General features: G+C 40.7%; 27 protein-coding genes. 15 read left to right on the top strand and 12 right to left on the bottom strand.

From position 1 onward, the window contains the following. Positions 1-70: 70 nt before the first annotated feature. Both ACOSVQ_RS07005 and ACOSVQ_RS07000 read left to right on the top strand, forming a co-directional pair. Positions 71-556 carry a MarR family winged helix-turn-helix transcriptional regulator gene (locus ACOSVQ_RS07005; RefSeq protein ID WP_491981828.1) on the top strand — a complete coding sequence of 162 codons (486 nt, stop codon included), beginning with the start codon at positions 71-73 and terminating at the stop codon, positions 554-556. A gap of 40 nt (positions 557-596) precedes the next feature. Then, on the top strand, positions 597-959 hold the full coding sequence (locus ACOSVQ_RS07000; protein WP_491981826.1) for an MmcQ/YjbR family DNA-binding protein: 363 nt from the start codon (positions 597-599) through the stop codon (positions 957-959). Between the two features lie 77 nt (positions 960-1,036). Here the strand turns inward: ACOSVQ_RS07000 and ACOSVQ_RS06995 are convergent, their stop codons facing one another. Next, positions 1,037-1,948, bottom strand: coding sequence for a chemotaxis protein (locus ACOSVQ_RS06995; RefSeq protein WP_491981825.1), 912 nt, complete (start codon positions 1,946-1,948; stop codon positions 1,037-1,039). Between the two features lie 172 nt (positions 1,949-2,120). Here ACOSVQ_RS06995 and ppiC point away from each other — a divergent pair, with 172 nt between their 5' ends. Then, the gene (gene ppiC / locus ACOSVQ_RS06990) at positions 2,121-2,399 is read left to right on the top strand and encodes a peptidylprolyl isomerase PpiC (RefSeq protein WP_102962430.1); all 279 of its coding nucleotides are present in this window, start codon (positions 2,121-2,123) and stop codon (positions 2,397-2,399) included. Positions 2,400-2,542: 143 nt separating this feature from the next. Here the strand turns inward: ppiC and ACOSVQ_RS06985 are convergent, their stop codons facing one another. Next, positions 2,543-3,463, bottom strand: a complete 921-nt coding sequence (locus tag ACOSVQ_RS06985; RefSeq protein WP_491981955.1) for a LysR family transcriptional regulator — start codon at positions 3,461-3,463, stop codon at positions 2,543-2,545. A 134-nt stretch (positions 3,464-3,597) separates the two neighbouring features. Between ACOSVQ_RS06985 and ACOSVQ_RS06980 the strand changes: the two genes are divergently transcribed. Beyond that, positions 3,598-4,932 carry a DUF1254 domain-containing protein gene (locus ACOSVQ_RS06980; RefSeq protein ID WP_491981824.1) on the top strand — a complete coding sequence of 445 codons (1,335 nt, stop codon included), beginning with the start codon at positions 3,598-3,600 and terminating at the stop codon, positions 4,930-4,932. Positions 4,933-5,043: 111 nt separating this feature from the next. Here the strand turns inward: ACOSVQ_RS06980 and ACOSVQ_RS06975 are convergent, their stop codons facing one another. After that, the gene (locus ACOSVQ_RS06975; protein WP_491981823.1) at positions 5,044-5,835 is read right to left on the bottom strand and encodes a hypothetical protein; all 792 of its coding nucleotides are present in this window, start codon (positions 5,833-5,835) and stop codon (positions 5,044-5,046) included. A 447-nt stretch (positions 5,836-6,282) separates the two neighbouring features. On the opposite strand from ACOSVQ_RS06975, the gene ACOSVQ_RS06970 reads away from it, so the two are divergent. Beyond that, positions 6,283-6,957 carry a LuxR C-terminal-related transcriptional regulator gene (locus ACOSVQ_RS06970; RefSeq protein ID WP_491981822.1) on the top strand — a complete coding sequence of 225 codons (675 nt, stop codon included), beginning with the start codon at positions 6,283-6,285 and terminating at the stop codon, positions 6,955-6,957. Positions 6,958-7,029: 72 nt separating this feature from the next. Here the strand turns inward: ACOSVQ_RS06970 and ACOSVQ_RS06965 are convergent, their stop codons facing one another. Continuing rightward, positions 7,030-7,350: a heavy metal-binding domain-containing protein gene (locus tag ACOSVQ_RS06965; protein WP_491981820.1), complete on the bottom strand. Its 321-nt coding sequence runs from the start codon at positions 7,348-7,350 to the stop codon at positions 7,030-7,032. A 206-nt stretch (positions 7,351-7,556) separates the two neighbouring features. On the opposite strand from ACOSVQ_RS06965, the gene ACOSVQ_RS06960 reads away from it, so the two are divergent. Further along, positions 7,557-8,165: a 2OG-Fe(II) oxygenase gene (locus ACOSVQ_RS06960; protein WP_491981819.1), complete on the top strand. Its 609-nt coding sequence runs from the start codon at positions 7,557-7,559 to the stop codon at positions 8,163-8,165. Positions 8,166-8,240: 75 nt separating this feature from the next. Here the strand turns inward: ACOSVQ_RS06960 and speG are convergent, their stop codons facing one another. Continuing rightward, a complete protein-coding gene (speG, locus tag ACOSVQ_RS06955; RefSeq protein ID WP_491981818.1) occupies positions 8,241-8,768 on the bottom strand; it encodes a spermidine N1-acetyltransferase in 528 nt (175 codons plus the stop codon). Positions 8,769-8,826: 58 nt separating this feature from the next. Next, entirely contained in the window at positions 8,827-9,225 is a 399-nt protein-coding gene (locus ACOSVQ_RS06950; RefSeq protein ID WP_491981816.1) for a DUF2391 family protein, read from the bottom strand. Between the two features lie 161 nt (positions 9,226-9,386). Between ACOSVQ_RS06950 and ACOSVQ_RS06945 the strand changes: the two genes are divergently transcribed. After that, entirely contained in the window at positions 9,387-10,760 is a 1,374-nt protein-coding gene (locus ACOSVQ_RS06945) for a UDP-glucose dehydrogenase family protein (protein WP_491981815.1), read from the top strand. A 37-nt stretch (positions 10,761-10,797) separates the two neighbouring features. Here the strand turns inward: ACOSVQ_RS06945 and ACOSVQ_RS06940 are convergent, their stop codons facing one another. Genes ACOSVQ_RS06940 through ACOSVQ_RS06930 form a run of 3 tightly spaced genes read right to left on the bottom strand, consistent with a single transcriptional unit; the run spans position 10,798 to position 12,596 of the window. After that, positions 10,798-11,640 carry a CsgG/HfaB family protein gene (locus ACOSVQ_RS06940; RefSeq protein ID WP_491981814.1) on the bottom strand — a complete coding sequence of 281 codons (843 nt, stop codon included), beginning with the start codon at positions 11,638-11,640 and terminating at the stop codon, positions 10,798-10,800. A gap of 16 nt (positions 11,641-11,656) precedes the next feature. Further along, positions 11,657-12,100: a curli assembly protein CsgF gene (locus ACOSVQ_RS06935; protein WP_491981813.1), complete on the bottom strand. Its 444-nt coding sequence runs from the start codon at positions 12,098-12,100 to the stop codon at positions 11,657-11,659. Between the two features lie 22 nt (positions 12,101-12,122). Continuing rightward, positions 12,123-12,596: a CsgE family curli-type amyloid fiber assembly protein gene (locus tag ACOSVQ_RS06930; RefSeq protein WP_491981811.1), complete on the bottom strand. Its 474-nt coding sequence runs from the start codon at positions 12,594-12,596 to the stop codon at positions 12,123-12,125. Between the two features lie 244 nt (positions 12,597-12,840). Between ACOSVQ_RS06930 and ACOSVQ_RS06925 the strand changes: the two genes are divergently transcribed. The 3 genes from ACOSVQ_RS06925 (at position 12,841) to ACOSVQ_RS06915 (ending at position 14,726) form a co-directional block, all read left to right on the top strand. Next, positions 12,841-13,518 (top strand): curlin subunit CsgB, encoded by a 678-nt coding sequence (locus tag ACOSVQ_RS06925; protein WP_491981809.1) that lies wholly within the window; start codon positions 12,841-12,843, stop codon positions 13,516-13,518. A 62-nt stretch (positions 13,519-13,580) separates the two neighbouring features. Continuing rightward, positions 13,581-14,360, top strand: a complete 780-nt coding sequence (locus ACOSVQ_RS06920; protein ID WP_491981808.1) for a curlin — start codon at positions 13,581-13,583, stop codon at positions 14,358-14,360. 72 nt (positions 14,361-14,432) lie between these two features. Then, a complete protein-coding gene (locus ACOSVQ_RS06915; protein WP_491981807.1) occupies positions 14,433-14,726 on the top strand; it encodes a hypothetical protein in 294 nt (97 codons plus the stop codon). 372 nt (positions 14,727-15,098) lie between these two features. On the opposite strand, the gene malK is transcribed toward ACOSVQ_RS06915, so the two are convergent. Continuing rightward, complete coding sequence (gene malK, locus ACOSVQ_RS06910) at positions 15,099-16,223, bottom strand: maltose/maltodextrin ABC transporter ATP-binding protein MalK (protein WP_491981805.1); 1,125 nt, start codon at positions 16,221-16,223, stop codon at positions 15,099-15,101. 748 nt (positions 16,224-16,971) lie between these two features. Here malK and malE point away from each other — a divergent pair. The 3 genes from malE (at position 16,972) to malG (ending at position 20,704) form a co-directional block, all read left to right on the top strand. Continuing rightward, a complete protein-coding gene (malE, locus tag ACOSVQ_RS06905; protein WP_491981804.1) occupies positions 16,972-18,153 on the top strand; it encodes a maltose/maltodextrin ABC transporter substrate-binding protein MalE in 1,182 nt (393 codons plus the stop codon). A 74-nt stretch (positions 18,154-18,227) separates the two neighbouring features. Next, positions 18,228-19,802: a maltose ABC transporter permease MalF gene (malF, locus tag ACOSVQ_RS06900; protein ID WP_491981802.1), complete on the top strand. Its 1,575-nt coding sequence runs from the start codon at positions 18,228-18,230 to the stop codon at positions 19,800-19,802. Positions 19,803-19,813: 11 nt separating this feature from the next. After that, positions 19,814-20,704, top strand: coding sequence for a maltose ABC transporter permease MalG (malG, locus tag ACOSVQ_RS06895; RefSeq protein ID WP_491981801.1), 891 nt, complete (start codon positions 19,814-19,816; stop codon positions 20,702-20,704). Between the two features lie 312 nt (positions 20,705-21,016). On the opposite strand, the gene ACOSVQ_RS06890 is transcribed toward malG, so the two are convergent. Further along, positions 21,017-21,268, bottom strand: coding sequence for a hypothetical protein (locus ACOSVQ_RS06890; protein WP_491981800.1), 252 nt, complete (start codon positions 21,266-21,268; stop codon positions 21,017-21,019). 160 nt (positions 21,269-21,428) lie between these two features. Further along, on the bottom strand, positions 21,429-22,511 hold the full coding sequence (alr, locus tag ACOSVQ_RS06885) for an alanine racemase (RefSeq protein ID WP_491981799.1): 1,083 nt from the start codon (positions 22,509-22,511) through the stop codon (positions 21,429-21,431). Between the two features lie 897 nt (positions 22,512-23,408). On the opposite strand from alr, the gene dgcN reads away from it, so the two are divergent. Then, on the top strand, positions 23,409-24,413 hold the full coding sequence (dgcN, locus tag ACOSVQ_RS06880; RefSeq protein ID WP_491981797.1) for an N-acetyltransferase DgcN: 1,005 nt from the start codon (positions 23,409-23,411) through the stop codon (positions 24,411-24,413). Next, positions 24,413-25,387, top strand: coding sequence for an N-acetyl-D-Glu racemase DgcA (gene dgcA, locus ACOSVQ_RS06875; RefSeq protein WP_491981795.1), 975 nt, complete (start codon positions 24,413-24,415; stop codon positions 25,385-25,387). The genes dgcN and dgcA overlap by 1 nt, the downstream gene beginning before the upstream one ends.

The raw sequence follows: 25,387 nt of genomic DNA, 5'->3' as shown, positions 1-25,387 counted from the left end.
AATTAGTTATTGTAAAGTATCTTTACATTGAAGTATTTTAACGTGATGAAATGGATAGAGTTGTAAAATAATGGATGCAATCGATAGAGCCTTGTCTCAATGGGACAAAGAAAGACCCGACCTCAATACCATGCCAATGGCAATGATTGGACGTTTGATGCGTCTTTCGAAAATTCTTGAAACCCAAATTGCGGAAGTTCATAAGAAATACGATCTGAAAATGGGTGAGTTTGATGTGTTAGCAACGCTGCGCCGAGCGGGTGCTCCTTATCGTCTCACTCCTTCCGAATTGTTGGCGTCTATGCTTCTAACATCTGGCGCAATGACAAATCGCTTAGATAAGTTAGAGAGCAAGGAACTTATACTTCGCCAGCACAGCCAAGCTGACCGTCGCAGTGTCGAAGTTGAACTGACGGATAAAGGTTTAGCTTTGGTAAATGAATTGATTGTCGAACATGTCAAAGCACAAGAGTCGCTGGTGGTTGGTTTATCTCAAACTGAACAGAAGAATATAGGTCAGTGTTTGAAGGTGTGGCTCGAAACATTTGAACAATAATAGTCAGACTAAAAGAGCATAAACAAAGGCAGGGTTGCTGATGGATATAAAAGTATTAGAAGAGTATTTGAGCCATTTCCCTCTGGCTGAAGCGTGCACGCCTTTTGGCTCAGACCCATTAGTTTTTAAAATACGTGACAAGATGTTTGCCTATCTTGTATTCGATGCTGATAAACCTTTTGTAACTTTGAAATGTGAACCGCAAGACGGGGCTTTTCTTACCGATCAGTTCCAATCTATCAAGCCGGGGTATCACATGAACAAGCGACACTGGATATCAGTCATGTTAGATGGTGATGTGGAGCCAGAAATGATAGAAGACCTATGTTTAAGATCATTCAAACTTGTAGTGAGCAAGCTTAAGAAATCAGATAGAGAAGCAATTCAACTATTACTCTCGTAACCACGTATTATCTGAGCATCACAAAAAATGCAGCTTTTTAGCTGCATTTTCACTTTCATATGTTGCACATTGGCATTCTAGGCCATTTGAGCTTCTAACTGCTTAGCGCCTCGCAACATCGCTTCGATAAGCTCGGTTGCGTTGAATTTCTCAAGAGCTTCGTGAGCTCCCACTTGATGGGCTCTGTCCACACAAATTTCACTTGATAACGACGTGTGCAGAATGATGTAGGCATGACTTAGCGCTTTATCGTTTTGCACTTCAAACGCGAGTTCATAGCCATCCAGTCCTGGCATTTCGATATCGCTGACAAGAAGGTCGATAGCATTGCCTTCAGCCGCCATTTTTTTCATAAACTCAGCAGCTTCAATTCCGTTTTTACACACATAGTAAGGAATGTTAATCCGCTCCAAAGCATCCGACAGCTGTTTTCGAGCAATAGATGAGTCATCAACCAGAAGAATATTCAAAGCTTTCAAGCGCTCACGCTCGACGTCTGTGAGCATCGGTACTTTAGTTGATTCATACTGCGGATAAATTTTTGAAAGCAGCAATTCAACATCCAGCAATTGAACAATTTTGTCTTCGTAGCGAGTAATGCCAGTGACAAAGACATTCTTACCAGCTGTTGTTGGTGAAGACTCAATCGCACGCCAGTCACAGTCGATGATTTTTTCTATACTTCGCACCATAAAAGCAACAACGGTACGAAGACAATCAGTCACGATTAAGTAGCATTTTTCATATTCGTTTGGAGCAATTGGTCTGAAACCAATAGCAGCAGCCATGTCTATCACTGGCACTGTTAACTTACGAAATGTGACAGTTCCTATCACATGATGATGTGAATAAGGGATTTGAGTCATAGGCATATAAGGCACAATTTCACGGACTTTCAATGTTCCAATAGCGAACAACTGCTTTTGCAGGTTCAAAGTGAACATAAGCATCCCTTGTGACTGGTTTGCCTTGCTTATTGTTTTAGCCATAGTAGTACTACTTCAATAATTTTACTGTTAACTATACTAACCCATATTGACATATCATCAACGGCTCACATTGATTTAGACTCTGATTTTCTATTTTAGTTTTCAAAAAGTGGGATGCGTAGCCCTTTCGCTTAGGGTAGACTTCGCGCTTTAAAAATGAGGAGAGAATGAAATGGCAAGAACCGCAGCAGCCCTTCACATTTTGGTTAAGCATAAAGAACAAGCTGAAGACATCATTCAACAGCTTAAAAAAGGCGCTAAGTTTCAGGTATTAGCGAAAAAACACTCTTTATGCCCGTCTGGTAAGAAAGGCGGAGACCTAGGCGAGTTTCGTCAGGGACAAATGGTGCCACAGTTTGATAAAGCTTGCTTTCAAGGTGAAGTTCTCACCCCTCAGCTAGTAAAAACAAAATTTGGTTGGCATGTATTAAAAGTGCTCTATAGAACATAGTTCCAACGCACTTCGTCGATATGATATGAGAGCCCTAAGCAGTAATGTTTAGGGCTTTTTACTGTCTGCTCAGAACCGCCAAACTGAATTTCTGCGCAGAGGAAAGGCGATTGGTTAGTTTGCTATTTTGAATGTTATTCGCGTTAACTGGCTTGAATGCCCAAGGAGAACATCAATTTATTGATGGTTTCTTCTAGCCATTGAGTCAAGGGTTCATTTCGCCACTTTACTCCATACACATAGCCAAAGTGACCTTCCAAAGTTGGAAGACTGCTATCCATTTGCACGCTCGTATAGCGATCATCTAGCTGTTCTATTAAGTGAGTGGAGCATGGAAAGAGTAAGTCTCTTTTACTGATGGCATCCAAAATGACACTCAGATGAGTAGTTCGTAGTTGAATTCTTGGTTCGATATTAAAGGGCTTCAGCATTCTGGAAATGTGTTGTTCCTTTTCGTTCCAATCCTTGATTATGTGGACAGCGAAAGGGTAACGGGTAAAGTCTTCAAGGCTTATCACTTTGTTCGCGAGTGGGTGTTCTTTACCACAAACTATGCCGAAATGATCCTTGCCACCTTTTCTTTGTACAAAATGCTTTGGCAATTCCATCGGAAAGTAGTTAATACCGAACTGAATCTCGCCATTATCTATTTTGTTTGTGGTCGTTTCCGTCCAATCCTCGATGGTTAAGCTAATCTGCGGGGCTTTTTCTGATATTAGCTGAGCCAGTGGGGCGGCAAACCACTGGCCAATAGAACTGTTCATCGCAATATGCAGATCTTGAGTTACCACTGCGGGGTCAAACTCAACGGCTTGTACAACTAAGTTATTGATGGCGTCAAGCACATCAGGCAACTGTGTTTTGATGGATTCAGCTCTCGGTGTGAGCGTCATCTGTCCGCCGCTGCGTACTAACAGATCGTCTGCGAATAACTCTCTTAATCGTTTCAGTGATCGACTAATGGCTGGTTGGCTCGTGGCGAGTTTGTCTGCAGTTGCGGTAGTGCTTTGGGTTTCAAGCAGCACCGCTAGGACTTTTAATAAGTTGTAGTCGAAATTCATTATAAGTAACTCTAGCGCGTTGACTTGGATTGACTATATCAAATTTGATATGTACTGAATACTTAGTGGTTATTTCCATTATAATTGGAGGCTATTTATAGTGGTTGCATCAATTCAGATGCCAAGTAGGTTTCAAGATGAAAACAACGACTAAAATGGTTACTGCTGTCCTCGGTGCTAGCTTATTGAGCTTTGGCGCTTTTGCTGGAACAAGTACAACTCCCCTAACTCAAAATGAGCAAGAACTAGCTAAGAATGCTTATATTTATGCTTACTCAATTGATGAAGCGTACAAGTTCTTTTATCACACAGCTGTAAAAGATGATTATCCTCTAAACCAGTTTAAAAACATTCGTCATATCGCAGATGATAGCTATACCGATCATGTAACGATTAACAATGACACGTTGCATCTTATGGGATGGCTAGACGTAGCAGCTGAACCGGTTATTGTTAGTGTTCCTGACATGGACGAAGGTCGTTACTGGATTCTTCATACTATGGATATGGGGCATTATACGGATGCAATGATAGGTTCACGCGTTCGTGGCACTAAAGGTGGCCAATTTATGTTTGCTGGGCAAGACTGGGTTGGTGAAGTTCCTGCATCGGTTGATGAAGTTATTCGCGTAGACAGTAACCTTGTGAAATTGATGGGGCGCATAATGGCTGTGGGCCATGAAGATGAGAAGATTGCATTAGATTATATGGACCAATGGACTATTCGTACGCTGTCCGCATATTTGGGTGTAAAAGGTCCAAAACCAGTTCAGAGAGAGTATTTTGAACCAGAGAATTCAAACTGGCTGCAACGTGTTAATGCGATGCTTTGTGATGGCACAATGGCTGACGCAGACAAGCAATGGATTGAGCAGTTCCAATCTGTTGGTATCGAAGCATGTAAGACAGATTTCACAGATAAACAACTTGAGCTAGCAGCAGTTGGTGAAAAATTAGGTATAGAACGCCTAGCTGAATTAGCTCCAAAGATGGTAGATGCGAGAGAGCTACTTGGTACACGAGACACGCTTGGTAATAGTTCACGAGAACTGTTTGCTGAAGGTACTTACTTAGGACAATGGGGATTACCACCCGTTGAAGCTTCGTATCGCAAATCTGATTTTGATGCTGACGGTGAAAAGCTAGATGGTAGCAAAGCCGATTACGTTATGCGCTTTAAAGCACCAAACGTGTCGGAGTTCTGGTCGGTAACTGTCTATGGCAATGATGATCGCTTAATGGCTCATAACAGCTTGAATCGTCATAGCCGTGGAGACCGTACGATTAAGGCTGACAAAGATGGTTACTATACAATTCACATGAGCGCTAATGCGGAAGGTAAAGCAGATGATGCGAATTTCCTCCCAGTACCGAACAAGCCTTTCTATTTGATCATGCGTTACTACGGTGGTGATGAAAATATCCAAAGTGGCGTAACTCAGATGCCAGAAATCGATAAAGTTAAGCAGTGATTTCAGACTAATAAAAAACGCCCAATTAGGGCGTTTTTTATTATCAGATTTTGTTATTTTTCTTGAGCGATCAGTTTCTCTTGGACAGAGAGTAAAGGTTAGAACTGAAGGTTAGAACTGATAGTTGAACTCAATGCGGTGATCACCATCGGCAAAGTCAACTTTCTCATTCCAGTTCGCGAAGTAACGGATGTTTGAGCGAGGCGTGATCTGATAAGAGATTGCAAACTCATGAGTTAAGACATTGTTGTCTCCGGCGAAATAACCATTTTTATAGAGATTTGAACCCGATAAAGTGTGCATATACATAGGGTTATAGTTGATCCAAATTTTGTCTGTAAGGGCGATTTTCGAGTACATACCAACAACGGTGAATGTTCCAGGTATCTCATAGCCATTGTCGCCCTCACCATCGTAGTTGTTTGCAACCGTTACACCTGCACCAGCTAGTGGATAAAGGTTTAAAATACCCATTTTTGGTAATGCTTGCAGAATACTATAAGAAGCATCAAGTGAATCTGAATCCACGTTGTAGGTCATATCTAACTGACGGCCTTGGCCGTTGGTGATGTTTGCTTGAAAATTACGTAAGCGAAACGAATCAATACTGTCATCAACGCTACTGTATATTGCTTTATCGTTGTCTCGAAATCCGAGAACTTCTCCACCGACCCCTTTGAGTTCAATGACATTCATCGCGGCGACATTTTCTTTTCCAGAATCGTAAGTTTGACCAACTTTTAGATTGATACCCTTATCAGTGATACCAATGCCACCTTGAGTGAACACTGCAAGTGGGTCAGACATATCCTGAACTTCTTTGGTTTGCTCTTCAGCTAATGATTGAAAAGAAGCTACCCCAATTAGTAGCCCCAAAATAGATAGAGGTAGTGATCTCGCCATAGTTTATATACTCGATAAGGTTATTTATTAAAATAATAGACGCCCTTTTAGTCTATATAAATTTTTATGCAACTAAGGACGTAAATGTAGGAATTAATTTATTGGTACGATATGCTATATATTGTAGCTCAACAGGTCATCTATTAGATTAAACTGGCTGGGAAAGTTGTTCTTTCCTAATAGGAAAGATATAAGCGATAAACTGTATTCTTTCTTAATATGAGTTGTGGCTAATTTAGTTTTATAACTTATACGTTGAACCGTACGGAGATCTTTAAATTAGTCAAATGCTTTCTTAAAAATAAGACAATTAATTAACCTTATGAATTATTTAAACTAATTATTAAATTTTAATAATTATCAGTTTAGGACGATTTTGTCCCATTGACTTATTTTTTATCAACGTTAGTTTTACATAAGTCAGGTCTATGGTTAGGAGTTTTTATAATGACAGAAGGAAAAAAACTAAACGTACGATTACTTTCTGATGTTTGCATGCAATCGCGTTTATTAAAAGATGCGTTGGAATCTAAGCTTCCAATTAAAATAGAAATATCCCCATTTTGCGATATGTGGATGCAGGAAAATAATCCATCGTGTCATGAAACTCAACTAGTTCTCATAGACTATGCTCGACTGGATGAAAATGCCCTATCTGATTATGCCTCATTTAAGCATTTATGCTGTACCGAAGCCCGAGAGGTGGTACTAAATTGTCCTACTGAAATCGAAGTTAAAGACTTGTTCAAATGGCAGAGTTTAGCTGGCGTTTTTTATGCGGATGATGACATTGATGTATTAGTTAAAGGTATGGGTAAAATAATTAAAGGCGAGATGTGGCTAACTCGTCGTCTAGCACAAGAATATATATTGCATTATCGTGCTGGCAACTCAGTGGTTACCTCACAGATGTTTTCCAAATTAACTAAGCGTGAACAACAAATAATTAAGTTGCTTGGTAGTGGTGCATCAAACATTGAAATTGCTGACCAGCTTTATGTAAGCGAAAATACGGTTAAGACCCATCTTCACAATGTTTTTAAGAAAATAAATGCAAAGAATCGCCTACAAGCATTAATTTGGGCCAAGAATAATATTGGTATTGAAGAAGTCAGTCATTAATAGAAAAGTTTGCCTATTCAATAATTCCTAATATGAAAGTTTATAATTTATAAGGCAGCTAAGCTGCCTTTTTCATTCGACAAAGACAGCTGTTCCACTGACGGATACCATTAGCATTCCGTTGGTTTTTCCAAACGTTTCATAGTCTAAGTCAATTCCGACTACTGCATTAGCTCCAAGTTCCTTCGCTCGTTCTTCAAGTTCAGCTAATGCAATGATTCTAGCTTTCTGTAACTCATGTTCATAAGTGGCAGAGCGACCACCTACTATGTCTCTGATACCAGCAAAAAGATCTTTAAATATGTTAGCGCCAAGAATGGCTTCTCCAGCAATGACTCCGCAGTAACGAACGATTCGTTTACCCTCTATAGTCGGCGTGGTGGTTACAATCATCAGAAACTCCAAATCAAATTAAGTGGTTGTACTTTGTTATATCATCTTTAGCTACAAGTCGCTTGGTTAGTTTTTCTTCTATTTAACATATTGATTTATAAATATTAAAATTGATAATTAATTTTATCCTTAAAGATTAAGATGTTGATTTGCCGTAACATCACACACTGGTTATAACGCTTTCTTTTTCTTCGTATGTGAGACATATGGCTCTAGAAAAGCTGTTAGATTCGATTGCCGAAAAAGGCTGGTACGTATGGGACAATTTCTTATCTGCTGACCAAGTTCAACAATTAAAGAGCTGCGCTTCGGACGATTGGCATCGTGCACGTATCGGACGAAATGAAGATACTCAACGTGCTACAGATATTCGTCGCGATAAAATTCAGTGGTTGGACACTGATATGGGGCAACCTGTTCAAGGCTATTTAGAGCGAATGGAATTTATTCGTCGCGAGGTAAACCAGTCTCTATTTTTGGGATTGTTTGAATATGAAGCACACTTTGCTCAGTACGAAGTTGGTGACTTTTACAAAAAGCATTTAGACGCCTTTCGTGGAAATGAAAGCCGCAAGCTGACGACAGTTTTTTACATGAACGAAGATTGGGTCGAAGCGAATGGTGGCGAGCTCAAAGTTTACGATCTTGATGATCAATTGCTCCAAACTATCGCGCCAATAGCTGGTCGGTTAGTGGTGTTCCTATCAGAGCAGTTTCCACATGAAGTACTTCCTGCTCACGCTAAGCGACATAGTATAGCTGGTTGGTTTCGCACTAACGGCGTTACTGAAAGTCGCTTTGATATTATCTCTTAATAAAACAGGCCATCGGCCTGTTTCTTATTTTCTAACCCTATTCTATGAAGGTGGCTTTTTACAATAGAAAGAGTGTCATAAATTTCGGGACTGGTTCAAATACTGATGTTGAAGGATATACATACGTTTTACATCTCGGTATCGACCATTGATAAAGAACTCTTCAACAAGGTGTCCTTCTTCAATAAATCCACACTGTTCATAAAGATGTATCGCTTTTTCATTTTCGATGGCCACATGCAAGTAAATTTTGTGAAGATTTAAAATGGTGAAAGAGTAGTCTAGTGCTTTGTTGATCAAAGTGTTGGCATAGCCTTTACCTTGGTGCTCTGGCGTAATGATGATTTGAAACTCAGCGCTTCGATGGATGTAGTTAATTTCAATTAACTCAACCAAGCCAATTAATGATTTGTTCTCATCTTCTACGACAAATCGGCGCTCTGCATTATCGTGGATATGCTTGTTGTAAAGCTCTTCCAACTCATCAAATGACTCATAAGGTTCTTCAAACCAGTAAGACATGATGTTTCTGTTGTTGTTTAAATTATGAATGAATCTTAAGTCGCCACGTTCTAAAGCTCGGAGAGATAAATTCTGTTTCATGTTTTTTCTCGTATTGATGATACGTTTTTATATCATTGTTTTATTACAGTTTAATCTTCTACTCTTTGTCAAAGCTGTCCACCACAATCGCCCCCATAGAGGCTGGCATAGTGACCACGATAATCCGTTTAATCGCCAAAATCGGTTCCTCAATTAATGGCAGCTTATCCAAGGCAAGCAACACTAAACTCACAACTAAAGCAGCTAGTAGGTAGGCGATAGCAATTCGGAAGAGAAAGACAGGAATCCGCTTCTTGATATTACATTGGAATACGCTTTGGTATGCAAATACGCCCAAAAAACATAGAGACAAGCTCATTAGAAACAATAAGTTCGTCGTAGGTAATGTTTGACTTAGGTGCCAAGCTTCTTCGTAGAATGAGATTGGTACAGCCAGCGCGAATGCTCCTACACATACCTGACTAACATCTTCCATATTGAAGCTAAATCTTTTCATCTCAACTCCTCTGTTCTATTTAACTGTACGCTTTGCTTAGAGTTTGTCCATTTGCTTTTTCGTCACTTTCTTATTTGCATGGTTATTGTCATTTTACTGCCCCTAAAACGTAACTGGCGTGACATACACACGTTAAATACTGTTCTCTATCTAGGTTGAGAATGGGCAACGAAATGAATGTGACAATATTTGGTACAGGATATGTCGGACTGGTTCAAGCCGCGGTACTTAGTGGTGTAGGGCATAATGTCTGTTGTGTAGATGTGGATGCTGCCAAGATAGAGAAACTTAAAAAAGGGGACGTTACTATTTATGAACCGGGACTAGAACAACTGGTTATTAATAATCTAGCTTCTGGGCATTTGTATTTTACGACATCTTGTGAAGAAGCGGTTTTGTTCGCTGATGTCATTTTTATCGCCGTTGGCACGCCACCGGATGCAGATGGCTCTGCGGATTTAAGCTACGTACTTGAAGTTGCAAGATCCATCGCGACCTACTCTGAACAAAGAAAAATAGTTGTAAACAAATCTACGGTTCCAGTTGGTACTGCGCAGCAGGTTGCCCAAGTTCTCGCGCAAACTCGAGAAGCCTTAAAGCTTGACCCTTTCACTTTTTCTGTAGTCTCTAACCCAGAATTTTTGAAAGAAGGAAGCGCCGTTTCTGACTGCATGCGTCCTGACAGGATTATCATTGGTATCGATGAAAAGGATGAATATATGGATGAAGTTAAAGATGTCATGCGAGAACTGTATGCACCTTTTAACCGAAACCATGAAAAGATACTTTTCATGAATTTGAAATCGGCAGAGCTAACGAAGTACGCAGCCAATTGTCTGTTGGCAACCAAAATTAGTTTTATGAACGAAATGGCCAATATCGCGGGTAAGTTGGGCGCTGACATTGAGCAAGTGCGTCGGGGAATTGGTAGCGACGAAAGAATTGGGTATCACTTTATTTATCCTGGTTGCGGGTATGGTGGTTCTTGCTTCCCTAAAGATGTGCAGGCTTTAATTAGATCTTCAGAAGCGATAGGTTATGAAAGTGCAATTTTGAAAGCCGTGGAAAATACTAATTACCATCAAAAACGAAAGTTATTTGAACAAATTTGTTTACAGTTTGGTGGAAGAGAAAACCTCAGAGGCAAAACTTTTGCCTTGTGGGGTCTCGCTTTTAAGCCAAAAACAGATGATATGCGAGAAGCACCTAGCCGAGTACTTATGGAAGAGCTTTGGTCGGCTGGTGCTATTGTGCATGCTTATGATCCTAAAGCTATGGAAGAAACTCAGCGACTCTACTCGTTAAGAAGTGACTTGTTATTGATGGGGACTAAAGAAGCGACCTTACAAGGCGCTGATGCATTAATCATTTGTACCGATTGGCAGAATTTTAAAGCACCGGATTTCAATTTAATTCATTCAGAATTGAATGAGCCGTTAATTTTTGATGGACGAAATTTATTTGAACCGAAAAGAATGGCCGCCAGAGGGTTCACTTATTGGTCAATTGGTAGAGAAGTCGCCCGCCCTAATTAAGGCGGGCCAATATCCGATTAAACTTGAAAAATGCGAACTAAAGAATAACGGTATTTTCTTCCATATAGCGTTTCATGATCGGACTTTCCATTTGTTTTTTGTCTGCTGGTTCCCAAAGCCCTTTTTGGATGCCATCGATAATCATATGAATTACCGCAGAGTCTATGGCTGACATAACAGCTATATTGACTGGTTCATTGTTCGTGTAACCAGACTCCATTTCAAGTAAGTCTTGGTAAGCAATATAACGGAAAACACTTCCGCTCAAAGCGTGGGAAAATATGGTTTTACTGGTGGTGACGCTAAGCAAAATCTGTCCTGTTCGAACATCAACAGCTCGCAAATTAACTGTTACCTGATCCATGCGATACTCGCCATAAGTCGCAAGTCCGAAATAGCCGATACCATGGCCACCACTTTTCAAATCGGACTCGTACCCAATAATGCCACCTTCGATGACTAAGTTTGCCGATTTCAATGCAGGCAAGTCGTCTCCAATATTAACTGGAGCTTCATCTTTCTTCTGCGCGGCGCGAATGATTTTACGTTCTGTGAGTAAGTTCTGTAATCCTTCACGCTCTAACGGTAAAAACCATTTAGAGTCCAACAAAGAAGAGGTCAGCATTGACGTGCCTCCCTGAGGTACCGCAGTTGCAAAAGTACTTGAAGGGTAGTCTTTGTATTGACCTGTTTGGTCTCGAAAATCATACACGGAGACCATAATCTTCCCTTTAGGGAGAGGGAGATTGATAAGGTCTTTGTATATAGCCCCTCTTGGCGCTAGTGTCGGATACTCCTCTGCATCGGGAGTATCCATAAAGTTTGTACACCCTGTAAGTAAGAGTGCCAGAGCCACTGCTAGGTAAAGTCCTTTTTTCATTTTTTATCTTCCTGAACTACAAACCTGTAACTTCGATTGTTGTGGATTCACCTGTTGACTTATCTATAACGGTGATGGTTAAAAAACCGTCATTGTCGGTGATGGTTAGTGTATAATCGTCGGTTTCTAAACTTCCCGGTTCTCCACTGGAAATCAATTCACTTAACAAGCGTGATTGTAAAGAGGAAAGGAGTGAAGATACCGATGACGTTCCGCTGCTCGTCCTATCAGGGTCTTCGTAATCGTTGATTGCTTCTGCTCTGGCAAACAAATGTGAAGTGTTGAGAGGGTTGCCACCAAATGTAGGATTTATCGGCTGGTACGTCAGTTTGGATGCAAATACCGGTGCTGCCACTAGACTGCAACTGATTAAGCTAAGACCGATTATGATTGCCTTTTTCAACCTAAATTTTGAATGTTTAGGCTGAGAACGCTGTTTAGAAACAACCAGAGTATTCATAATTTTCCCTTGTAAGCATTTGTTATATTTCGTCATGTGCGAGATCGAATGTGTCAGAATACATCCTCTGTATTCTCCACTTGGTTAAATAGTCCTGTACTGTTCTTACTGCTTTTGCTGCCTGCTCTTTCGACTCTTTCATTTTTGGCGAAAGACTGGTGCGAAAGACAACTTTTTGCGAATGCCAAATCGTCATGATGGTCCCAAACTTGGCTGTTGTTTTTTCAGTGATAGTTAAATTCTCTTCTAGGTTTTCTTCACTCTCATTGAGCTGCTGTGCAAACTCTGAATAAAAAATGCTTCCAATGCGAGTCATTGTTCTGTCTATGATGAGGCCATTGACTTCATCTAAAGAGTCGTGTGATCCATCTTCTAATTGTTGCAAGTCTTCTATAGGAGATTGGTCACCAGTACTCTCATTTGCATGCAGATAAGAGGCATGTAATAAGAAATACACAAAAAAAATAATTAGAAAGTTATTAATTCTAAGTGTCATAGATGACTCTTATAAATGTGTTTAAGACGAATTAATAATAAGAGTTAATTGCCATTAATTGTATAAACCAAAGTATTAGAATTGAACAAATAAATTAGTATTTTTGTCTTTGTTTTTACACAACTCTAACAACCAAAAAATTAAAAAATAAATAATAAAATTAATTTAAAGTTGATGGTTTAAAATCATCGTCAGCTCTAACCTAATTAACGAGAACACGGTGTTCTCTAATGAAGGAGGAGTTATGTCCATCCGGAATAATGCCTGCTTCAGTATGCTAGTCATAGGTATCGTTTTGTATTCAGCAATGTCGAACCTAGCTTGGGCGAACAATGATCTTGGTGGTCAAGCTTATTATCAGTCAGAGAGTAATCATGGAGGTGATGATCGTCGCCATGAGCACTTTAACAATAGAAGACATACTCAAGTAGGTAAGTTCGGTTACGGTTTGGACTTAAGTAATTTCAATGAGTTAGATTCTATACCAACTGACGATAATTATGCTGAAGTCGTCTTGGAAGACTCGATATTAGGAAATGTCTATATCGAGCAGGGTAGTTCTATTGCAGGTAATAAAGCGAAAGTAGTCCAGTCAGACAGCGTAGGGAGTGAGGCTGGGATTTGGCAATATGGTGGTGATAATACTGCTTTAATAACTCAAACGGGTAAGTTTAATAAAGCTTACATTGCTCAGTATGGTTATGGAAATAAAGCTTGGATTAATCAAGCTGGAAATAATAATACTGCAGCAATTATCCAATATGGATATGGAAGTTCTTTGAGTATTAATCAAACGGGCAGTAATAACCAAGCCATTATTGTTGATAACGGTGGTTCCAATTATGGCATTAGTCAAAATGGTAATGACTATGTGGCCATAGTTGGGGGCTATGGTATCAATGTGTATGTTACTCAAAATTAATCGACAACACATTTAGATACTTGTCTATTCAAATGTAACAATATGATATAAAGGAAATTGTCATGAAAACTAAATTGGCACTAATAATTGCAGCAACGTTGGCTTCAGGTAGTGTACTTGCAAACAACACAGCAGACTTAGATTTATTTATGACTTCAGATTCTGAAGTAACTGTATTCCAAGAGTCTCCTAATGAGGGTAACAAAGCAGACATTAAATCCTACGTTGTAGATGATTCAGCTCTGTCTATCTCTCAAGTTGGTGGTGAAAACAAAGCAAAAATTTTAGCTTTAGGTGTGGATTCAGGTAATTTTAGCATCGATCAAACAGGTAACAGCAACAAAGCTCGTATCATGACTGCTAACAGTCCATGGGAACACTATTCTTATGATAACGACAATGTTTCTATCGTTCAAAATGGTGATAGCAACAAATCTCAAGTATTGCTTCAGGGCGGTACAGATGACTCAAATGTTGAACTTAGCGTTGAAGGTACACTAAACGAAACTAGTGTTGTTCTGAACAGAGGTGACGGAAGTACTGTTACAGGTACTGTTGATGGAACAGGCAACATGGCTGATGTTTATGTTGAAAATAGTTTCGGCAACAGTGTCGATTTCACACAAACAGGTGACTACAACACTATCGACGTTGATGTTACAGGTTGGAGCCATGGCAACGATATTACTATCGACCAACAAAACGCACATGCCGCGGCTAATGTATCTGTTTACTGGGGTAGCTCAGATAACATTATCAACATTACTCAAACATATGGTGATGTTGCGAATGTGAATGTTGGAGCTAGCACAAGTAACACTGTTACCGTTATTCAATACTAATCGTTGGTTATGTTAGTTCGTTATTTAGCGGTGCTTTGCGCCGCTTTTCTAGTCTCATTAAGTGCGATAGCAATGGATAGTTCATCATTGAGTCTTTATGGTGGAGCGCTTCAATTTGAATGCATTCAAGACGCACAACGAGTCAAACTTACCGCGAAAACGGGTAAGCAGTTTGCTGCAAAAATAGTAGCGAGTGCGGCTTCCGGTAACAAAATGAGTTATGGATTCTCTAATCGCAGTTCCTTGAACTTGGGCTTTGGCGTTAATGATTTGCCTATTCGTTTTGAAGTGATTAGTGAGAGTGAGGGAAGCGAATCCTTTACGCTTGAAGCGGGATGTCAATTGACATCAAATATATCCTCTTAAAATCTAATCGCCATATTTGAATATGCTCACTCGACATAAGTTGTGACCAAGTTGTTCAGATCTTCATTTGTGGATATCTAAATAGCACTATTACATTGGAGAATCGAGATGAACACACTCGAACAAACATTACAGGGTGTTGGGGCTGGCTTGATAACACTTTCTGTGTTTATTGAATTCAATCTGTCAGTTCACGCTTTACAGTTGGTACAGCTAATAAAGTCAGTAGTGTAATCGTTGCATCTAACCCTATTAGGTAGCAGGCTTGTTGTATTACATATTCATTATTCAATTCGCTCTGCATGACAAAATAAAAACGTCCTCGTAATGATCAGTTAAGAGGACGCTTAATAAGTCTGTCTTTAATGCATTTTATGCTTCTGGGAGCTCAACGCCTTTTTCTTTAAACAAGCGGCGGCATGCTCGGCCATCACTATGGAACAGGTGGCAGCGGTGCGCTGGAATACCAATAGAAAGTACATCATCAGTTTCAACATCTAATGTATCTGGCTGGCGGTAAATGACGTCAGAGTCAGAACCTTTAAGGTTCATGTAAACCTGGGTTTCATTACCTAACTTCTCTACCATCATCACTTTACCTTCAATTTTCGCATCACCTTCACTTGCTGTGAGCAAGTGCTCTGGACGAATCCCTAAGGACATACGTTCGCCACGGTTTACTGTCGTTCCGTCAACTGGAATCCAGAAAGTCGTACCATTTGAAAGTTGAACCATCACTCGGTCTTTTTCCACAGCTTCAATGAACACACTCATGAAGTTCATCTTTGGTGAACCGATAAAGCCTGCTACAAAGCGGTTTTTAGGGTAGTGGTAAAGTTCTAATGGTTCGCCTACTTGAGAAACATAACCCGCATCAAGAACTACAATCTTGTCAGCCATGGTCATTGCTTCTACTTGGTCATGTGTTACGTAAATCATTGTGCAACCAAGTTTGCGTTGCAGTTTAGTGATTTCTGAACGCATTTGAACACGAAGTGCTGCATCTAAGTTAGAAAGTGGCTCATCAAGTAGGAATACATTAGGTTGAGAAACCAGTGTACGGCCGATAGCAACACGTTGACGTTGCCCGCCTGATAGTGCTTTTGGTTGGCGATCAAGTAAATGAGTAAGCTGGAGAATGTCAGCCGCGTGGTCAACGCGTTTGTGAATTTCTTCTTTGTCGGCTTTTGCCAGTTTTAAACCGAAAGACATGTTGTCATAAAGGTTTAGGTGCGGATACAGAGCGTATGATTGGAATACCATTCCAACCCCACGTTTAGATGGCTCAACGTCATTCATGCGCTGGTCACCAATGTACAAGTCACCAGACGTTATGTCTTCCAAGCCTGCAATGCAGCGAAGTAGTGTCGATTTACCACAACCTGATGGACCAACGAATACAACGAATTCGCCTTCTTTAATGTCTAAATCAACATTCTTAGAAATCACTACATCGCCATAAGCTTTACAAACATTTTTTAACGTGACATTCGACATCTAGCTCGTCCTCGATCAACACTTTTTAATTACTATTGCTCATCATTGTATGACATTGTTTTACGAAATGATCTGTTAGCAATAATAGTAGGAATACATTTAAGTTTATGATTTCTCGACTTTGAGATGAATCATTTAAGCAGCAAATTTGGCTTCTAACCTAAACTAGCTTTTAACCTTAATCGGTAAGAAAAGAAAGGGTGATGCATTTTAATAATAGTTGGGTATACGCTGCTCGAAATCATACATCACCCTTCATAGCCAAAAACTGGAATACTTATGTAAGCAAAACGTGTTCCCCCCGGCACGAACTTGTGTCGTATACACGTTTGCGAAAGTATCCAAATCGGCAATGTAAACTAGGACCTCTAAATTGGTGCTAATAAAGACTCTTACCATCCGCTTGGGACACGATTAGTTTCTAAGATGTCAGTTTGAATGACATCCTCCTAATCCCTTTTTTTGTGGGGGGAGTAGAAGAGGATGAGTGGGAGGAGGGGTGATAAGGCGTAGTTAGATCAAGCTCAAAGAATTGATGCTTATGAAGTTGAGGTGGCTCACAACAAAACGCCTTTTTGTGACTTTCGTCTATCACTTGTGGCGATGTAGATCACGAAAATAGTCCATAATACCTAGGGCGTAGTGCACAGGAGGATGAGTCATCGTCTGTTTTTTCTGATGATATATGGCGAAATACGGCAAAACCTCTTGGTTAGCCCTACAACATAAATATTAAAAGGATATGAACATGAAAAATGCCCTAAGTACTGTAGCGCTAAGTACATTAGTTGCCCTTGGTTCTTTTGGAGCTCACGCTGCAATTGAAGAAGGTCAGTTAACTATCTGGATTAACGGAGACAAAGGCTACAACGGATTGGCTGAAGTTGGTAAAAAGTTTGAAGAAGACACAGGTATTAAAGTAACGGTTGCACACCCTGATGCGCTTCAAGATAAGTTCCCTCAAACAGCATCAACTGGCGACGGTCCTGATATCGTATTTTGGGCACACGACCGTTTTGGTGGTTATGCAGAAGCTGGTCTACTAGCTGAAATCAAACCTTCTAAACAAGTGAAAGACGGCATCATCGATTTCGCATGGGATGCAGTGAACTACAACGGCAAACTAGTAGGTTACCCAATCGCTGTTGAATCTCTATCACTTATTTACAACAAAGACCTTGTTCCAAACCCACCAAAAACATGGGAAGAAGTAGCTGAGTTGAACGCGAAGCTTAAAAAGCAAGGCAAATCAGCAATCATGTGGAACCTAAAAGAACCGTACTTTACTTGGCCATTAATGGCTGCTGACGGTGGTTACGCATTCAAATACACCGCTCAAGGTTACGATATCAAAGACGCTGGTATTGCAAACAAAGGCGTTTCAGATGCAATGAGCTTTGTTAAAGGTCTTGTTGATAAAGGAGTAATCTCTTCAGATATGGATTACTCAGTATCAGAAGCGGAATTCAACAAGGGCAACACAGCAATGACAATCAATGGTCCTTGGTCATGGGGCAATATTGATAAGTCTGGTATCAACTACGGTGTAGCTACTTTACCTAAGTTCAATGGCCAATCTTCTAAGCCGTTTGTTGGTGTATTAACTGCGGGTATTAGCACTGCATCTCCTAACAAAGATCTAGCGGTAGAGTTCATCGAGAACTACCTTCTAACTAACGATGGTCTACGTAAGATGAATGATGACAAACCACTAGGTGCAGTTGCTTTGAACTCATTCCAAAAAGAATTGGGTAATGACCCACGCATTGCAGCGACAATGGATAACGCAATGAACGGTGAAATTATGCCAAATATCCCACAGATGAACGCATTCTGGGGCGCAGCTAAAAACGCAATCGTCAACATCGTTGATGGTCGTCAAACTGTAGACGCAGCACTAGCTGACGCAGAAAAGCAAATGGTTAAGTAATATTTTAGTTCTACTTTTGGGGAGGGGGTAACTCCTCCCTAGTTTCTCAGTTTAATTCGCTAGCAGGTTGTACTATGCAGTCAGTTCAAGGTTCAGAAGCGATGTCGTCACCGTCAGCAACATTAACTACCAACAAGCGTGCGCTACTTAAATGGGCAGCTCTTGGTGCTATTGGTGTTGTAAACGGATATGCATCCATTCTTATGTATTCGCGCGGTGAGTCTGCCTTCGCATTACTTACACTCTTCCTTACCGCATTAGCACTTTATATTTTTGGTAGTAAGAAAACTTACGCTCATCGCTACATTTACCCAGGTATTGCTGGGATGATTTTGTTCATCCTCTTCCCTTTGGCTTATACCGTTAACTTGGCATTTACCAACTATAGCGCTAAGAACCAACTCTCTTTAGAACGAGCTCAATCTGTATTAATGGATAGAACGTTCCAAAGTGGTCAAAGTTACAATTTTGACCTGTATGAAACCAGCTCAGGTTTGCAAATCACTATTCAAGATGGAGATACTCAGTATGTAACGGAAGTATTTTCACTCAGTGATGCAAGCCGTGAGCTGAACCTTACGCCGTCAGAGCAACCTGTTGAAGGTGAAAAAGCAGCGATTAAAACCATCATCAGCAATCGTGCAACACTTAGCGAGTTCGACCTTCATTTCCTGAATGGCAATGATATTCGCATGAGCGGATTGCGTAAGTTCGCGGCCGTCGTTCCTTTGTACAAAATGCATGAGGATGGTGAGACGCTAACAAACCAAGAAACAGGTGAAATTTTACGTCCGAATATGGACGTGGGCTTCTACCAACCAGTTGATGAGAATGGCCAGTTTGTTGGTTCAACCGTATCGCCAGGTTTTATTGTCTCTATTGGCACCCACAACTTCGAACGCGTGTGGAAAGATGACGGCATTAAAGAACCATTCATCAGTATCTTTATCTGGACTGTTATTTTCTCGTTGCTGACCGTTGTGTTCACACTGATGATTGGTTTAGTGCTTGCGAGCGTTGTTCAGTGGGAAGCGCTAAAAGGTAGGGCTATTTATCGCGTATTGCTAATTCTGCCTTACGCAGTGCCTGCATTCATTTCGATTCTGATCTTTAAAGGTTTGTTCAACCAGAGCTTTGGTGAAATCAATATGGTACTCAATGCCATCTTTGGTATTAGTCCATCATGGTTCTCTGATCCGCTACTTGCAAAAACCATGGTTCTGATTGTAAACACTTGGCTAGGCTTCCCTTACATGATGATTCTGTGTATGGGTCTATTGAAAGCCATTCCAGAAGATTTATACGAAGCATCGGCAATTGACGGTTCAAACTTTGTCAGCAACTTTACTCGAATCACATTGCCTTTAATGATCAAACCAATGACACCGCTTTTGATTGCTAGTTTTGCTTTCAACTTCAATAACTTTGTGATGATTCAGCTATTGACACAAGGTGGCCCTAACATGATAGGTACCTCAGAACCAGCGGGTTACACAGACCTACTAGTAAGCTACACCTACCGTATCGCGTTTGAAGGCGGTGGCGGTCAAGATTTCGGTCTGGCGAGTGCAATTGCAACACTGATCTTCCTATTAGTGGGTGGTTTAGCACTACTCAACCTTCGTTTCACTAAGCTAGACCAGGATTAAGGAGTCGCACAATGGCAATGGTACAAGGTAAATCCTTAAAATACAGAGTGTTGGCTACACACATCGCAATGTGGACATTCTTAGCATTAATCATTTTTCCACTACTAATGATCGTCGCGATTTCTTTACGTGAGGGTAACTTTGCAACAGGTAGTTTGATTCCAGAAAACCCTTCATTTGAACACTGGAAATTAGCATTAGGCATCGCGGTAGAAAACGCAGATGGTTCAGTCACACCTCCTCCATTCCCTGTTCTTACATGGCTTTGGAACTCAGTAAAAGTGGCGGCTATCAGTTCGGTTCTTATTGTTGCGCTATCAACGACTTCTGCTTATGCGTTTGCACGTATGAAGTTCAAAGGAAAAAGTACAATTCTGAAAGCGATGATGATTTTTCAGATGTTTCCTGCGGTATTGGCGCTGGTGGCTCTATACGCATTGTTTGATAAATTAGGCCAGTACATTCCATTCCTTGGTTTGAACACACATGGTGGTTTGATTTTCTCTTACTTAGGTGGTATCGCTCTGCATGTATGGACGATCAAAGGTTACTTTGAAACGATTGATCGCTCATTGGAAGAAGCTGCAGCACTGGATGGCGCGACACCGTGGCAAGCATTCCGCTTAGTACTGTTGCCGCTTTCTGTACCAATTTTGGCAGTTGTGTTTATTCTCTCATTTATTGGTGTTGTGGGTGAGGTTCCAGTGGCGTCTCTGTTACTTTCTGATGTAAACTCATACACACTTGCGGTTGGTATGCAGCAGTATTTGTACCCTCAAAACTACTTATGGGGTGACTTTGCGGCGGCGGCAGTATTATCTGCGTTACCAATTACTATCGTATTCTTGCTTGCGCAGCGTTGGCTAGTCGGAGGACTAACGTCCGGCGGTGTGAAAGGATAACAACGATAAGGGCGACTGTAAGGTCGCCCATTTTGTATCTACTTAACAATTTGGTTTGGCCGCTGATCAGTTAAGAAAGGTACATACCTTCTGGCGTTACGCATAGCTGGCTGTTAGCTCAATTCCTTACTGTAAATGACTAACGGTTTTTGTAACCAAGACCTGAGCTCTGCTCAGGTTTTTTTATGTCTGTTAGATTGGTTACAGGGTGGGCTTTAATGAAGGTGATCTTTTAGTAGATAGCGTTCAACCTTCACCTATTGATCAGAGCAAAAGGTAAATAGCAGAAAGTCACGAGTGTTGGATAGCTAATTAGAACTCTTTACTTGAAGGCGCGCAGCCAATGTACTGCAACAACACATATAAGCTTTCTTGTTGCAAAGCGACTTTACGAAATAGGTCAGCAAAAGTGTCGTCACCGCCGAAACAGGTGCGAATGTAGTGATTGATTTCAGAGGGCTGATAGCCTCCTACATATAAAGTCCGAATCCAATGATATTCAACAGATTTTAAATCGGAGAGGGTATTTTCACTTAAAGTAATATCACTGATGGACAATGCCATGTTTTCGTTCTCTAGAGAGCCTATTCAAATTTCAAGCATATTAAATCAGAGAAAAATGAAGCTTCTATGACAGCATCAATTGAGTGTTCGAAGTGTGTTATTTAGAAATAAGCGGTTAGATAGCAAAAGAGTGTGGTTTTCACCACACTCTGCCTGATATTTACTCTTTCTCGATGTAGGTTTTATGCACTCGTTTCGCGAGTTTTATTACGAGCTCATAAGGTATGGTACCAATGTGCTTCGAAACTTGCTCGATGGGTAGGTTTTCCCCCCAAAATTCTACGCTGTCACCCACTTTGTCTTGTGAATCAGGACCTAAATCAATGGTGATCATATCCATTGATACTCGACCTGAGATTGGTACAACACGTCCATTAAGATAGACAGGAGTACCTTCTGGCGCCGTACGAGGGTAACCATCACCATAACCCATAGCAACAACACCGATATTGGTATCTCGTTGGGAAGTCCACGTTTCACCATAACCGACGGGTTGATTGGCTTTGTGTTTGCGAACCGCAATGAGTTTCGACTTAAGAGTCATACCACAATGCAAACCAAGGTCTTTACCCGTTTCGTTCTCGTTTGGACTAATGCCATACAGTGCAATACCTGCGCGCATATAGTCTAAGTGAGAGTCTGACCAGTACAAAATACCTGCGGAGTTAGCCAAAGTTTTAGGACCTGGAAAGCGGGAAGTTTGTGATAGAAACAGATCGATTTGCTTTTGTGTTGAAGCAGAAGACAGATCATCGGCACAACTAAAGTGGCTCATGAAGCCAACCGGGCCAGCGAGTTTGCCTGTTGCTTCTATTTGCTCCACATAGTCGTTAAGTTCACAAGGTTGTACGCCCAAACGATGCATACCTGTATCTAACTTAAGCCATACCGTCACTGGTTTAGCCAATGTGGAATTCTTCAAATCTTCTAACTGTTCTTGGCAGTGAATCGCGGTTTGGAAGCCTTGCTGTGAAGCCAATTCCAAATCACTTTTACAGAAGCAGCCCTCAAGAAGCAAAATAGGTTGTGCGATACCAGCACTTCTTAGCTCTTGGGCTTCTTCAATACGAGAGACCGCAAATACATCTGCCTGAGTCAAAGTCTGTGCTGTTTTAACCGCATTGTGGCCGTAAGCATCGCCTTTGATAACAGCGACTACAGGTTTATTTCCACATTTCTTTTTTAGCAAATCATAGTTATCACTAAGCGCTTGTAGATTGATAAGAGCTTCAGCTGTGATCATTGAATCCGTCCTAATTTGTACCTTGGTTTCCATTGCAGCTCAGAAATGGGGGCTTACTAAAGAGTAGCTATCATACTGAGTAAATCCTGTTTATCCAACAGCGAGTAACGGCTCGCAGGAAAAGATTTTATACATTTATTTAGCAATATACAGACCATGCCGTTTCCTGATATTTTGCTAGTTTAAATGACTATTTTGGAGTTTTATGGGTGGATAAAATCACTGTCTGATTTTTCTTTCTGACGAAAGCTTCAATATTTAAAATAAACAGAATATTAATCTTAAAAGTAATTAATTATTGGTTTAATAAATTTAATCATTTTGTGATGTTAATGGTTTTTTACACCCGTATTTCTCTATTGTAAAAGTACCTGCTATGTACATGGTAGTTAGCTAATCATTTATTAATCTCTATTTAACAGTTAGTTATGGTGCAATTTGAACCATAATGATGCAGTGGTCTATGAAGATCTTTAGAGTTACCGATACGAAATTGTATACATTAATGTTTTTTAGTGCTTTATGTCACACTATAGAAAATACTATCAAAAATAAAAATATTGGTATTAATGGCTGTTTAATTGGGTTGGGTAAATTTTAGATATAACAACAAAATTTTTGGTGCATAAAACAATCTTTCAATTTCGAACAGCTTAGCTTTCATAAGTTGCTTCATTTTGTTTTTAAGTCGATATTTTATACAAATTCCACTAATTGAATTTATATGCATAATTATATTTTATAGTGAATATATATTGCATAAATGTATTGATATAAGTGAGTTTATGAATATATAGGCGATGTTTACCCTATTGTTGATAAGGATATTAAGCTGTAGGTTGTAAATGTATTCGATATTAGTGTCTGGTCTAGATGGCCAAAATGGAGCAATAAAAGATGGAACTTAAACAACCGTATCTACTATTTTTGGGTGACGCTGCAGATTCACTGGCAGCAAAAGTGGCGCAAGGCGTAAAAACATGGCGTCCTGAATACTGTGTTGGTCAATTGAGACTTGATGCGTGTAACGCTGATGTTGGTCTGGAAGACTTGAATATTGCGCAGGCTAAAGAGGCGGGTGCAAAAACCTTAATTATCGGCGTTGCTAACCGTGGTGGCATTATCTCTCAAGAATGGATCTCTGTTCTTATTGAAGCCCTTGAAGCAGGTATGGACATCGCAGCTGGTTTGCACAACAAATTAACAGACATTCCTGAGCTTGTAGCGTGCGCGGCTAAAAATGGTTGTGCGCTATATGATGTGCGCTATCCAACTCAAGTTTACCCTGTCGCGAATGGTAAAAAGCGTTCGGGCAAAAGAGTGTTGACCGTTGGTACAGATTGCTCTGTTGGCAAAATGTACACCTCGCTAGCTATTGAAAAAGAGATGAAAGAGCGTGGTGTGGATGCTGATTTTCGTGCCACAGGTCAAACCGGTATTTTGATTACTGGTGCGGGTGTAAGCGCTGACTGTGTTGTTGCCGATTTTATCGCTGGTGCGATTGAAACCATTACTCCAGCTAACGATCCACAACATTGGGATGTTATTGAAGGTCAAGGTTCTCTGTTCCATGCATCCTATGCTGGTGTTACAACAGGTCTTATTCATGGTTCTCAAGCTGATGCTTTGGTTCTTTGTCATGAACCAACTCGCGCTCATATGCGTGGTCTACCTGATTACCAGTTACCGGGTTTAAAAGAGTGTATGGCAGCGAATATCGCTACTGCTCGTTTAACTAACCCTGCAGTTAAATTTGTTGGTGTATCTATCAATACATCGGGTTTAAGTGAAAGTGATGCTATGGCTTATATGGATAAAGTAGAGTCAGAAATAGGTTTGCCTGTTGTTGACCCATTCCGCCAAGGTGTAGCACGTATTGTTGATAATCTTCTGGAGCTGTAATGAAGGTAAAACTCTACACTCAACGTTGGCCTATTCGTGGTAGCTTTACTATCTCTCGTGGCAGTAAAACCCAAGCCGAGACCATTATTGTTGAGATTGAGCATCAAGGCCTGATTGGGCGAGGGGAATGTGTGCCTTACGCCCGCTATGGTGAGTCAATCACGAGTGTTTTGCAGCAAATCACGGATGTTATTCCAGAAATTGAAAGTGGAATAACACGTGAGCAACTTCAACCACTGCTCCCTGCTTGTGCGGCAAGAAATGCGGTCGACTGTGCGATGTGGGATTTGGAATGCAAGCAAAGTGGTCAGTCGGTGTGGATGCAAGTTGGTTTGCAAGCTGAATCATTGACAACAGCATATACCCTATCGCTCGACACTCCAGAAAATATGGAAAAAACGGCGATTGAGAATGCCTTCCGACCTTTGCTGAAACTGAAGCTTGGCGGTCCTGAAGATTTGGCTCGCGTGCAAGCGGTTCGTCGTGGAGCACCAAACGCGAAAATTATTCTCGATGCAAATGAAGCTTGGACAGTCGAGGCCTATACCCAGCTAATTCCTGAGTTAATAAAACTTGATGTGGCGATGATAGAACAACCCTTTCACGCCGAGCAGGACTCTGTATTGGCTTCGTTAGAACGCCCAATTCCGATTTGTGCTGATGAGTCATGCCATGACCGACATAGCCTCGAGAAAGTCGTTGGGCTTTATGACATGATCAACATCAAACTCGATAAAACCGGTGGATTGACAGAGGCACTCAAGCTCAAAGCACAAGCACAATCATTGGGTTTACGAATCATGGTTGGATGTATGGTTTCATCCTCATTGAGCATGGCGCCCGCTTTTGTAGTTGCACAAGGCGCTGAGGTTGTAGACCTAGATGGGCCGTTATTACTCAGTGAAGACATCGAAAACGGATTTGAATTTGAAAACAATTCTATGCTGCCCTTTCAACAAAAGCTGTGGGGGTAA

The sequence above is a fragment of the Vibrio sp. HM8-C genome (genome assembly GCF_058630515.1).
Note: the sequence above shows the minus strand (reverse complement) of the source record. Positions and strands in the feature narration are given on the sequence as shown.

Coding starts and splice junctions, on each gene's coding strand:
- ACOSVQ_RS06930 (WP_491981811.1), bottom strand. CDS start 12,596: ATGACACTTAGAATTAATAACTTTCTAATTATTTTTTTTGTGTATTTC.
- ACOSVQ_RS06945 (WP_491981815.1), top strand. CDS start 9,387: ATGGGCAACGAAATGAATGTGACAATATTTGGTACAGGATATGTCGGA.
- ACOSVQ_RS06920 (WP_491981808.1), top strand. CDS start 13,581: ATGAAAACTAAATTGGCACTAATAATTGCAGCAACGTTGGCTTCAGGT.
- ACOSVQ_RS06965 (WP_491981820.1), bottom strand. CDS start 7,350: ATGATTGTAACCACCACGCCGACTATAGAGGGTAAACGAATCGTTCGT.
- malK (WP_491981805.1), bottom strand. CDS start 16,223: ATGTCGAATGTCACGTTAAAAAATGTTTGTAAAGCTTATGGCGATGTA.
- ACOSVQ_RS06935 (WP_491981813.1), bottom strand. CDS start 12,100: ATGAATACTCTGGTTGTTTCTAAACAGCGTTCTCAGCCTAAACATTCA.
- ACOSVQ_RS06925 (WP_491981809.1), top strand. CDS start 12,841: ATGTCCATCCGGAATAATGCCTGCTTCAGTATGCTAGTCATAGGTATC.
- ACOSVQ_RS06890 (WP_491981800.1), bottom strand. CDS start 21,268: ATGGCATTGTCCATCAGTGATATTACTTTAAGTGAAAATACCCTCTCC.
- ACOSVQ_RS06995 (WP_491981825.1), bottom strand. CDS start 1,948: ATGGCTAAAACAATAAGCAAGGCAAACCAGTCACAAGGGATGCTTATG.
- speG (WP_491981818.1), bottom strand. CDS start 8,768: ATGAAACAGAATTTATCTCTCCGAGCTTTAGAACGTGGCGACTTAAGA.
- ACOSVQ_RS06980 (WP_491981824.1), top strand. CDS start 3,598: ATGAAAACAACGACTAAAATGGTTACTGCTGTCCTCGGTGCTAGCTTA.
- ACOSVQ_RS06960 (WP_491981819.1), top strand. CDS start 7,557: ATGGCTCTAGAAAAGCTGTTAGATTCGATTGCCGAAAAAGGCTGGTAC.
- ACOSVQ_RS07005 (WP_491981828.1), top strand. CDS start 71: ATGGATGCAATCGATAGAGCCTTGTCTCAATGGGACAAAGAAAGACCC.
- ACOSVQ_RS06950 (WP_491981816.1), bottom strand. CDS start 9,225: ATGAAAAGATTTAGCTTCAATATGGAAGATGTTAGTCAGGTATGTGTA.
- malG (WP_491981801.1), top strand. CDS start 19,814: ATGGCAATGGTACAAGGTAAATCCTTAAAATACAGAGTGTTGGCTACA.
- alr (WP_491981799.1), bottom strand. CDS start 22,511: ATGATCACAGCTGAAGCTCTTATCAATCTACAAGCGCTTAGTGATAAC.
- ACOSVQ_RS06940 (WP_491981814.1), bottom strand. CDS start 11,640: ATGAAAAAAGGACTTTACCTAGCAGTGGCTCTGGCACTCTTACTTACA.
- ACOSVQ_RS06915 (WP_491981807.1), top strand. CDS start 14,433: ATGGATAGTTCATCATTGAGTCTTTATGGTGGAGCGCTTCAATTTGAA.
- malE (WP_491981804.1), top strand. CDS start 16,972: ATGAAAAATGCCCTAAGTACTGTAGCGCTAAGTACATTAGTTGCCCTT.
- dgcN (WP_491981797.1), top strand. CDS start 23,409: ATGGAACTTAAACAACCGTATCTACTATTTTTGGGTGACGCTGCAGAT.
- ACOSVQ_RS06975 (WP_491981823.1), bottom strand. CDS start 5,835: ATGGCGAGATCACTACCTCTATCTATTTTGGGGCTACTAATTGGGGTA.
- ACOSVQ_RS07000 (WP_491981826.1), top strand. CDS start 597: ATGGATATAAAAGTATTAGAAGAGTATTTGAGCCATTTCCCTCTGGCT.
- ppiC (WP_102962430.1), top strand. CDS start 2,121: ATGGCAAGAACCGCAGCAGCCCTTCACATTTTGGTTAAGCATAAAGAA.
- malF (WP_491981802.1), top strand. CDS start 18,228: ATGCAGTCAGTTCAAGGTTCAGAAGCGATGTCGTCACCGTCAGCAACA.
- ACOSVQ_RS06970 (WP_491981822.1), top strand. CDS start 6,283: ATGACAGAAGGAAAAAAACTAAACGTACGATTACTTTCTGATGTTTGC.
- dgcA (WP_491981795.1), top strand. CDS start 24,413: ATGAAGGTAAAACTCTACACTCAACGTTGGCCTATTCGTGGTAGCTTT.